Origin of the sequence: Pseudoflavonifractor sp. 60 (assembly GCF_009911645.1) — a bacterium.
In the GTDB taxonomy this organism is placed as follows: Bacteria; Bacillota; Clostridia; order Oscillospirales; family Oscillospiraceae; genus Lawsonibacter.
In genome coordinates, this window is sequence record NZ_QWKI01000186.1 from 1 (window position 1) to 9,571 (window position 9,571).

General features: G+C 62.1%; 9 protein-coding genes. 5 read left to right on the plus strand and 4 right to left on the minus strand.

What is annotated here, in order from left to right; all coding sequences use genetic code 11:
- Nucleotides 1-221 precede the first annotated feature (221 nt).
- The 3 genes from D1646_RS18855 to D1646_RS18865 all read right to left on the minus strand — a co-directional run bounded on the left by D1646_RS18855 (nucleotide 222) and on the right by D1646_RS18865 (nucleotide 3,059).
- Nucleotides 222-1,127 (minus strand): 3-hydroxyacyl-CoA dehydrogenase NAD-binding domain-containing protein, encoded by a 906-nt coding sequence (locus D1646_RS18855; RefSeq protein WP_160637951.1) that lies wholly within the window; start codon nucleotides 1,125-1,127, stop codon nucleotides 222-224.
- 182 nt (nucleotides 1,128-1,309) lie between these two features.
- Nucleotides 1,310-1,813 (minus strand): transcription elongation factor GreA, encoded by a 504-nt coding sequence (gene greA, locus D1646_RS18860; protein ID WP_160637952.1) that lies wholly within the window; start codon nucleotides 1,811-1,813, stop codon nucleotides 1,310-1,312.
- 1 nt (nucleotide 1,814) lies between these two features.
- Nucleotides 1,815-3,059, minus strand: coding sequence for an adenosylhomocysteinase (locus D1646_RS18865; protein WP_160637953.1), 1,245 nt, complete (start codon nucleotides 3,057-3,059; stop codon nucleotides 1,815-1,817).
- 261 nt (nucleotides 3,060-3,320) lie between these two features.
- Between D1646_RS18865 and D1646_RS18870 the strand changes: the two genes are divergently transcribed.
- The 5 genes from D1646_RS18870 to D1646_RS18890 all read left to right on the plus strand — a co-directional run bounded on the left by D1646_RS18870 (nucleotide 3,321) and on the right by D1646_RS18890 (nucleotide 9,345).
- Nucleotides 3,321-4,865 (plus strand): nitrite/sulfite reductase, encoded by a 1,545-nt coding sequence (locus D1646_RS18870; RefSeq protein ID WP_160637954.1) that lies wholly within the window; start codon nucleotides 3,321-3,323, stop codon nucleotides 4,863-4,865.
- Between the two features lie 62 nt (nucleotides 4,866-4,927).
- The gene (locus tag D1646_RS18875) at nucleotides 4,928-5,914 is read left to right on the plus strand and encodes an ABC transporter substrate-binding protein (RefSeq protein ID WP_160637955.1); all 987 of its coding nucleotides are present in this window, start codon (nucleotides 4,928-4,930) and stop codon (nucleotides 5,912-5,914) included.
- Nucleotides 5,880-6,899, plus strand: a complete 1,020-nt coding sequence (locus D1646_RS18880; protein ID WP_160637956.1) for an iron ABC transporter permease — start codon at nucleotides 5,880-5,882, stop codon at nucleotides 6,897-6,899. Before D1646_RS18875 ends, D1646_RS18880 begins: the two co-directional genes overlap by 35 nt.
- On the plus strand, nucleotides 6,896-7,651 hold the full coding sequence (locus D1646_RS18885) for an ABC transporter ATP-binding protein (protein WP_160637957.1): 756 nt from the start codon (nucleotides 6,896-6,898) through the stop codon (nucleotides 7,649-7,651). Before D1646_RS18880 ends, D1646_RS18885 begins: the two co-directional genes overlap by 4 nt.
- A gap of 215 nt (nucleotides 7,652-7,866) precedes the next feature.
- Nucleotides 7,867-9,345, plus strand: a complete 1,479-nt coding sequence (locus D1646_RS18890; protein ID WP_160637958.1) for a 4Fe-4S dicluster domain-containing protein — start codon at nucleotides 7,867-7,869, stop codon at nucleotides 9,343-9,345.
- 8 nt (nucleotides 9,346-9,353) lie between these two features.
- Here D1646_RS18890 and D1646_RS22865 read toward each other — a convergent pair.
- A partial coding sequence (locus D1646_RS22865) for a hypothetical protein (protein WP_207709444.1) occupies nucleotides 9,354-9,571 on the minus strand: 218 nt, incomplete at its 5' end.

Consider the following 9,571-nt stretch of genomic DNA (forward strand, 5'->3'; position numbering starts at 1 on the left):
CAAGCCCTGCGAAGCAGGGCCCCACAAGCGGCGAAGCCGCTTACCCCCTTTTGAAAGGGGGTGCCTGAGCGAAGCGAGGGCGGGGGATTGTCCCTTAGAGCGTCATCTTCTACCCACAATTTTAAATAGAATTAGTGTCTGCAAGTCAATCCCGGCCCGGTTTCACCCCACAGGTCCCCCAATCCAAAAGGCCGCCCGTTGGGCGGCCTTGGGGAGATTTTTTATCGTGCCACACTCTGGAAATGGGTGAGGACCGGGTTGACCCCCGTCTTCTTGCCATTCTCGTAGGTGTAGAAGCCCGCGCCGCTCTTGCGTCCCAGGAAGCCGGATACCACCAGCTTGCGCAACAGCAGGGAGGGGGCGTACTTGGAGCCGATTTCCTTCTCCATGGTGGTCATCACCTCCAGGAGGATGTCCAGGCCGATCATGTCCGCCAGCTCCAGGGGACCCATGGGGTGGTTGCAGCCCAGCTTCATGCCGTTGTCCATCTCCTCCACCGAGCCGATGTAAGAGCCCACAATGACGCAGGCCTCGTTGAGCATGGGCAGCAGAGCCCGGTTGACGATGAAGCCCGGCTTATCGTCGGCCTGGATGATGGTCTTGCCCATCTTCTCGGCCACTTCCTTCACAGAGGCCAGCACATCCTGGGTTGTGAGCAGGCCGAAGATGATCTCGCACAGCTTCATCCGGGGCACCGGGGAGAAGAAGTGCATTCCCACCACCTGAGAGGGCCGCTTGGTGGCGGAGGCCAGGGCGGTAAGGGAGATGGAGGAGGTGTTGGAGGCAAAGATAGTGTGGGCGGGGCAGATGTTTTCCAGAGAGGCGAAGACGGCCTGTTTGGCCTCCAGCACCTCGATAATGGCCTCGATCACCAGGTCGGCGTTTTTGGCGCCCTCCAGAGTCACGTCGAAGCTCAGGCGGGCCAGCGCGGCGTCCCGGGCCTCAGCAGTCATGCGGCCCTTCTCCACCTCGCGGGCCAGCGCCTTCTCAATATTGGACTTGGCCCGGTCCAGAGCCTCCTGCCGCTGGTCGTTGAGGGTCACATTGTACCCGCTGGTAACCGCGTTCTGGGCAATACCGCTGCCCATCAGGCCGGCGCCCACCACAAAAATATTCTGAATTACCATATCTTTTTCTCCTTTTCATTTCTCCCAATGCAGGCCGCCCCAGGACGGGGATCGGCCGTTGATTGGGGACTGCCCGCCCTTCCAGTGTCGGGACTTAACTGGTCTCATCATAACACATCAATTGGGGCAGGTCTCCGCATAACTGAGCATAAAATTTGCAGATGTTGACATTCAGATGGCGGTCAGAAGCGGTTCAGCTCCGCAGAGCCATCGTCCTCCCCCTTCTCGATGGCGCGGACCTGGGCGTAGTAGCCGTAGTCCTTGTTCACCTGGACGTAAAACCGGTCCCCCACCTTCTTCCCCAGCAGCACACGGCCCATGGGGCTCTCCTTGCTAATCAGACCGTGGAGCACGTCCTGGCGCACTGTGGTCACCACTCGCCAGGTCTCCTCCTCCTCGTCGTCCTCCAGATAGACTGTAACCCTGTCGTACAGCCCCACCGTATCGTCAGCAGAGTTGTCCTCAATGACCACGGCGGTCTGGATCATATTCTCCAGATAACGGATCCGGCTCTCGTTCTTATTCTTCTCCCGCTTGGCCGCCTTGTACTCAAAGTTTTCGCTCAGGTCGCCGAAGGCCCGGGCCGTCTTCACCTCCTCCAACAGCTGGGGACGCAGGGTGATCCGCCGGTAATCCAGCTCCTCCTGCATTTTCTTCAGGTCGATTTTGGTCAGTTCATTGTGCACGTCACGCCTCCCAGCCGGCCAGGTACGCCTCTTGCTCCGGGGTCAGGGTGTCGATGGTCAGCCCCATGGCGGCCAGCTTCACTCGGGCAATCTGGTCGTCAATCTCGTCAGGGACAATGTAGACCTTCTTTTCCAGCCCCTGCTGATGCTTCACCAGCCACTCCAGAGACAAGGCCTGGACGGCAAAGGACATATCCATAATTTCCGCCGGGTGGCCGTTGCCTCCGGCCAGATTGACCAGGCGGCCCTCGGCCAGCACGTTAAGAATACGGCCATCGGGCAGCCGGAAGCCCTCGATATTCTGCCGCCGGGGGAAGGTCTCGGAGGACATGGCCCGCAGGGCGGACACGTCTACCTCGCAGTCGAAGTGGCCCGAGTTGCACAGGACGGCGTTGTGCTTCATCACTTCAAAGTGCCGCTTTACAATCACATCCTTGCAGCCGGTGGCGGTGACAAAAACATCTCCGATTTTGGCGGCCTCGTCCATAGACATGACCCGGAAATTCTCCATGGTGGCGTCCAATGCCTTGAAGGGGTCCACCTCGCAGACTACCACGTTGGCCCCCATGCCCTTGGCCCGCATGGCGATGCCCTTGCCGCACCAGCCGTAGCCGGCCACCACCACCGTTTTGCCCGCCACAATCAGATTGGTGGTGTGCATAATGGCATCCCAGGTGGACTGGCCGGTGCCGTATTTATTGTCGTAGTAGTGCTTGGCCTTGGCGTCGTTCACTGCCATCATGGGACAGGGCAGGATCCCCTCCCGCTCCCGGGCGTAGAGCCGGTGGATGCCGGTGGTGGTCTCCTCACAGCCGCCGATAAGCCGCTCGCCATATTGTGCGCACTTGCCCCCCAGCAGGTTAATCAGGTCGCCGCCGTCATCCACAATCAGGTGGGGGCGGCACTTCAGGCTCTCCACCAGGAGATTTTCATACTCCTCCATATTCACCCCGTGGACCCCGTAGGTGGCAACTCCCGAATCGGCCACCGCAGCGGCCACGTCGTCCTGGGTCGACAGGGGATTGCAGCCGGTGAGGTGGACCTCTGCGCCCCCCTCCCGGAGGACCAGACCCAGATTGGCGGTCTTGGCCTCCAGGTGGACGGAGACGGCGATGGTCAGCCCGGCAAAGGGCTTCTCCCGGCGGAAGCGCTCCTCAATGCCGCTGAGGGCGGGCATAAAGTCCCGCACCCACTGAATTTTCTGGTGTCCCGAAGGGGCCAGAGACATATCTTTTACAATACTCATGGTAATCCTCCCTTTTGTTATATCCCCTGGGTAATGGGGCTTCTGTCACTCCTAATCTTATCACAATTTCATCTCCAGAGCAAGGGGCGGCCCGTCTCAGTTCTCCGCTCTCCGGCAGATTTACCCGCAGGCCGTGAGGGAAACAGATAAAAATATGAATCGGGGATTGTATCTCAAGGAATTTTTTGGTATAATAAGAAGATGTAATGGAACACTCCAGCGTCAATCACCGAATTTACTGGGAAAGGTTGGAATATTGAGATGGATAAGCAGTGGACAGATACCTTCCGGGGGGAGATTGAGGATTTTAAGGAGACCATCAACGCCTTTGGCAAGGGGGAGCTGGACCGGAAAGCCTACAAGGGGATCTCCGGCGGCCTGGGCTCCTACGCTCAGCGGGATCCCTCCGAGCATATGCTGCGCCTGCGCATGGCAGGGGGACGGCTGACTCTGCCCCGGCTGAAGTTCCTGGCGGAGACCGTCGAGGAGTACCAGGTGGGCCGGCTGAAGATGACCACCTGTGAGACCATCCAACTCCACGATTTGAAGGCGGAGCAAGTGCCCGCCATTATGGAGAAAGCCATTGACAGCGCCATCCTGACCAAGGGGGGCGGCGGCGACAACCCCCGCAACGTGATGTGCAGTCCCCTGTCCGGCGTTCAGCCCGGCGAGGCCTTCGATGTGATCCCCTGGGCCTCGGCGGCGGCGGAATATCTGCTGTCCATCTGCCGGGATATTAAAATGCCCCGCAAGCTGAAGGTGGCTTTCTGCAACGGCGCGGATGACTGTGTCCACAGCGCCTTCCGGGACATGGGCTTCCTGGCCCAGGCGGACGGCACCTTCGCCCTGCGCATTGCCGGCGGTCTGGGGGCGGCCCGGCCCTCCATGGGCGTGCTGGTGGACGAGGCGGTGCAGCCTAGGGAGATTTTGTACTATGTCCGGGCCATGGTAGACACCTTCTGCGCCCACGGCAACTATGAGAACCGGGCCAAGGCCCGCACCCGCTATATACAGGACACTCTGGGCCCAGACAGGCTGAAGGAGGAGTTCCTGAAGAATGTGACCGCCCGCAAGGCGGAGGGCGGATTGGACATCACAGCACCCCAGGCCCCCGCTGATCTCGCCAAGGCCGACGGCGGCACGGTGGACAACCCCCGGGCCATCCCCCAGAAGCAGTCGGGTCTCTACACGGTGAAGTACCACCCCATCGGCGGCGTGTTGCCTGTAGAAAAGCCCCGCCAGCTCTATGAGCTGCTGAAGGACATGGGGGGGGTGGAGATCCGGGTTGCCCCTGACGAGACCCTGTATATCATCAACCTCAGCGCCGGCGAGGCGGAGAAGGTCCTTGCCGCCACCGGGGACGGCGCCCGGAGCCTCTTCGACTACAGCGTGGCCTGCATCGGCGCCTCCACCTGCCAGCAGGGGGTGCGGGACAGCCAGGGGGTCCTCCAGGCTGTGGTCAAAGCGGTGCGGGAGGCCAACATCCCCGACGGGGCTCTGCCCAAAATCTCCATCTCCGGCTGTCCCTCCAGCTGTGCCGCCCATCAGGCGGGGGCCATCGGCTTCCAGGGCGGGGTGAAGCTGGTGGACAAGAAGCCCCAGCCCGCCTTCAAAATGTTCCTTGGCGGGACGGACGCCCTGGGTCAGGCCCGCTTCGGCCAGGAGGCCGGCACCGTTCTGGAAACGGATATGCCCGCTCTGCTGGTGGAGCTGGGACAGGCGGCCGCCGCGGCGGGGCAGAACTGGGAGGAGTGGTCCGCCCAGCACGCCCAGGAGCGGGACGCCATCATCTCCAAGTACGCCTGATGATACCGTGTGGGGCGGCCCAAGCGGGCCGCCCATTCTTTCTGAAAAAGGATGTATTCCAAATGAAACGACGGATTTTTGCCTCCGCAGTACTGTTTGCCCTCCTGCTGACCGCCTCCTGCGGAAAACCGGTCCAGCCCCCCGCCCAATCTCAGCCAACAGACCAGTCCCAACCCGCCGCCGCATCGTCGGAGGAGGGGAAAATCACCTTCACCGACGCCCTGGGCCAGGAGTTTTCCATTGACCCGCCCCAGCGGACTGTGGTGATGATTGGCAGCTTTGCCGATGTGTGGGTCCTGGCGGGCGGGGAGGACACCTTGGCAGCCACCGCCAACGACGCCTGGGAGTCCTACGGGCTGGACCTGGGGGCGAATGTGGTCAGCATCGGCTCGGCCATGAAACCCAGCGGAGAGCTGGTACTGGGCGCGGAGCCCGACCTGGTGATCGCCAGCAACCTCTCCCCCTCCAACCTGGAGCTCCAGGAGACCTTTGACCGGGCCGGTATCCCCGCCGCCTACTTCGACGTCTCCTCCTTCCAGGACTATCTGGACCTTCTGGCGCTGTTCACCCAGCTCACCGGCCACCCGGAGAACTATGAGACCTACGGCGCCGCCGTTAAGGAACAGGTGGACGGGGCCGTGGAGCGCAGGGCCGTCTACAGCTTCGCCCCCTCAGTGCTGACCATTCAGGTGTCGGGCAGCAGTGTGAAGGTAAAGAACAGCGAGGACAACGTACTGGGTCCCATGCTGAAGGAGCTGGGCTGTGTAAACATCGCCGACCAGGACGGCTCCCTGCTGGAGGAGCTGAGTCTGGAGGCCATCCTCCAGGCCGACCCGGACTACATCTTCGCCGTCTACCACGGCACGGATGAGGAGGCGGCCCAGGCTAACCTGGAGGAGACCCTGCTGTCCAACCCCGCCTGGGCCTCCCTCAGCGCGGTACAGGGGGACCGCTTCTACATTCTGGAGCGGAGAATGTACAGCTTAAAGCCCAACGCCCTGTGGGGGGACGCCTATGAGAAGCTGGCGGACATCCTCTGTGGGGAGTAAGCGGTCCTTGGGCCTCATCGCCCTGCTGGCGGGACTGCTGGTTCTCTCCAGCGCAGGAAATCTGGCTTTCGGCGCGGTGCCCATTCCTCTAAGAGAGGTGGTCTCCGCCCTGCTGGGCCGTGGGGAGGGGACCCATGCCGCCATTATCCTCTACGCCCGCCTGCCCCGGCTGTGCGGCTGTCTGCTGGCGGGGGCGGCGCTGGCCTGCTCCGGCGTCATCATCCAGGGGGTCCTGAACAATCCCCTGGCCGCACCCAATATCATCGGGGTCAACTCGGGAGCGGGACTGGCCACCGCCATCTGCTGCGCTGTGGCCCCCGGGGCGGTACGGCTGACCCCGGTGGCCGCCTTCGCCGGGGCGCTGGCGGGAGTTCTGCTGGTGCTGGTGATCTCAGAGCGGGCGGGGGCTGCCCGGATCACACTGGTACTGGCGGGGGTTGCCATCTCCAGTATGTTCAGCGCGGGCATCGACGCGGTGGTCACCTTCTTCCCTGATGCCCTCAGCGGCTACACCGATTTTCGCATCGGCGGGGTCCGCAACCTGTCTATGGCCCGGCTGACCCCCGCCTTTTGGGTCATCCTGATCGCCCTTATAGCGGCCCTGTCCCTGTCCAACGAGCTGGACCTGCTCCTGCTGGGCCGGGAGACCGCCCAGAGCCTGGGGCTGTCCGCCAAGGGGCTGCGCCTGGTCCTGCTCATGCTGGCGGCGGCCCTGGCGGGAGCTGCGGTGAGCTTTTCCGGCCTGCTGGGCTTTGTGGGTCTGCTGGCCCCCCACATCATGCGACGCCTGCTGGGAGAGGAGAGCTTTCCCCTGCTGCTGTCCTCCGCCCTAGGGGGCGCGCTGCTGCTCACCGCCTGCGACCTGGCCTCCCGCCTCCTCTTCGCCCCCTTTGAGCTGCCCCTGGGGGTCGTCATGTCTCTGGCCGGCGGCCCCTTTTTCATCTGGCTGCTGCTGCGGCAGCGGAGAGGGGGCGGAGGCCCTTGATTGAGCTGAACCAGCTCCGGGCGGGCTACCCAGGGCGGACCGTGCTGGAGGGGGTCGACCTGGACTTCCGCCCCGGCCAGGTGCTGGCGGTACTGGGCCCCAACGGATGCGGCAAGAGTACCCTGCTGCGCACTGCCAACGGACTGCTGGCGCGGGTGGGGGGCGAGATCTTGCTGGACGGCCTCCCGCTGGAAAGGCTGACCGTCAGAGAGGTCGCCCGAAAGGTGGCCTACCTGCCCCAGTCCCGGACAGTACCCAGCATTACCGCAGGGCGGATGGTACTCCACGGCCGCTTTCCCTATCTGTCCTACCCCCGGCGCTACCGCAGGGAGGACCACGAGATGGTGCGCAGGGCCCTGGACTGGGCCGGGGCGGCGGAGCTGGCTTCCCGGCCTCTGCCCCAGCTCTCCGGGGGGCAGCGGCAAAAGATCTATCTGGCAATGGCTCTGGCCCAGGACACGGAGACCATCCTCATGGACGAGCCCACCACCTATCTGGACGTGAGCTGCCAGCTGGAGGTAATGGCACTGTCCCGGCGGCTGGCGGAGGAGGGCCGGGCGGTGGTGATGGTCCTCCATGACCTGTGCCTGGCCATGCGCTACGCCCACCGGCTGGCCCTGTTTCAGGATGGCCGCCTGCTGTGTACCGGCACGCCGGAGGAACTGTTTTGCGGCGCGGAGCTGGAGCGGACCATGGGGGTAGGGCTGGGCCGGGTCCAGACGGAGGAGGGCTGGCGGTATTTCTACCGGTGATCAAAACGTTCGGAATAACTAACTGTGACAAAATCCAAAAGGTGTTGTCCTGCCCCCCTGGAATGGTGTAAAATGTCTCTTGACAATTTCACGGGGGCCTAGTAGAATGAGTGCGAAATGAAAGAATTCCTGCAAAAGAAGGAAAATCTCCTAAATATTGTCAGTTTTGCACAGGGAGCTGTCTTTGCACAGCAAAAAGAGGAAGGAGAGAATATATGCACACCTTTGAGACCAAAATCCAGGAGCTGAAGACCTCTGTTCTGACCGAGGTGGCCCGTCTGACTTGGGAGGATAAGCTCCAGACCGGCATCCTGGACGTCCCCGAGAAGATCATTCCCGGGCCGGAAGCCAGCCTGCGCTGCTGCATCTACAAGGAGCGGGCCATTGTCAGCAGCCGGGTTAAGATGGCCATGGGGGGCGACAAGACCAACCCCAGTGTGGTGGAGGTTCTGCCCATCGCCTGTGACGAGTGCCCCGTGACGGAGATGACCGTCAGCGCCTCCTGCCGGGGCTGTCTGGCGACCCGCTGCGTCCACGCCTGCCCCAAGGACGCAATTAAAATTGTCAACCACCGGGCCAGCATTGACCACAGCAAGTGCATCACCTGCGGCAAGTGCGTCAGCGCCTGCCAGTACAGCGCTATTGTGAAGAACCAGCGCCCCTGTGAAAAGAGCTGTCCCGCCAAGGCCATCTCCATGGGTCCGGACAAGAAAGCCTCGATTGATATCAACGAGTGTATCTCCTGCGGCAACTGCGTGTATCAGTGCCCCTTCGGCGCCATTCAGGACAAATCCTGGATCGTGGACGCCATTCAGATGATCCAGGGCGGCGCCCACTGGGGCTACAAGACCTACGCGGTCATTGCCCCCTCCATCGCCGGCCAGTTCGCCCCCGCCAGCTACGGTCAGGTGGTGACCGGCCTGAAGCGGCTGGGCTTCTCCGGCGTGGCCGAGGTGGCGCTGGGCGCCGACATGGTGGCCGACCGGGAGTCTGAGGAGCTGGTGGAGAAGGGGATGCTTACCTCCTCCTGCTGCCCGGGCTTTGTGGGCTATGTGAAGAAGAAGCACCCCGAGCTGAATCAATATGTCTCCCACACCCCCTCCCCCATGGTGATGATCGGCCTGCACCTGAAGGAGAAGGACCCCGACGCCAAGGTGGTCTTCATCGGCCCCTGCGTGGCGAAGAAGAAGGAATTCCAGCTGGGCCGCACCATGAACGCCATCGACTGCGTACTTACCTACGAGGAGCTGTACGCCCTGTTTGCCTCCCGGGACATTGACCTGGAGAAGCTGGAGGAGGCCTCCCTGGATGAGGCCAGCGGCTATGGCCGGAACTTTGCCCGTAGCGGCGGCGTGGCCGAGGCCGTTGTCCAGACTCTGAAGGAGAAGGGCAGCGACTTCCAGGTGAAGGCTGTCCCCTGCAGCGGCACCGCGGCCTGCGAGGTGGCGCTGATGAAACTGAAGCTGGGCCGCCTGGAGGGCAACTTTATCGAGGGCATGGCCTGCGAGGGCGGCTGTGTCCAGGGCGCCGGCTGTCTGGTGAGGAGCCCCAGGAACAAGCTGGACGTGGAGAAGCACGCCAAGGAGGCCAAGGACCGGGGCGTGATCAAGGCCGTCAATACCGCCAAGGGCGTCGAAATTCCCGCTCCCGCCGCAGCAGCAGCCAGCACAGAGGGCAAAGCAGAGCAAGCATAAGCACAGAATCATGGACCATGAACAGGAACTCTCCCTTGTGGAGAGTTCCTTGTTTTTGAGAAGATTTGGGCAAACTGCAAAATTCCCCTTGCCAAAAACGGCCAGTATGCTATAATTAGACTATATATTAATGGCCTGCGGTCCAAGCCTGAAAAGTCTGCAAAGGAAAAGTCAATAGGAAAATGAAATAAATTTGTGGACATAGAGGAAGGAGAAAAAAGCAACA

Coding starts and splice junctions, on each gene's coding strand:
- D1646_RS18865 (WP_160637953.1), bottom strand. CDS start 3,059: ATGAGTATTGTAAAAGATATGTCTCTGGCCCCTTCGGGACACCAGAAA.
- D1646_RS18855 (WP_160637951.1), bottom strand. CDS start 1,127: ATGGTAATTCAGAATATTTTTGTGGTGGGCGCCGGCCTGATGGGCAGC.
- D1646_RS18870 (WP_160637954.1), top strand. CDS start 3,321: ATGGATAAGCAGTGGACAGATACCTTCCGGGGGGAGATTGAGGATTTT.
- D1646_RS18880 (WP_160637956.1), top strand. CDS start 5,880: ATGAGAAGCTGGCGGACATCCTCTGTGGGGAGTAAGCGGTCCTTGGGC.
- D1646_RS18875 (WP_160637955.1), top strand. CDS start 4,928: ATGAAACGACGGATTTTTGCCTCCGCAGTACTGTTTGCCCTCCTGCTG.
- D1646_RS18890 (WP_160637958.1), top strand. CDS start 7,867: ATGCACACCTTTGAGACCAAAATCCAGGAGCTGAAGACCTCTGTTCTG.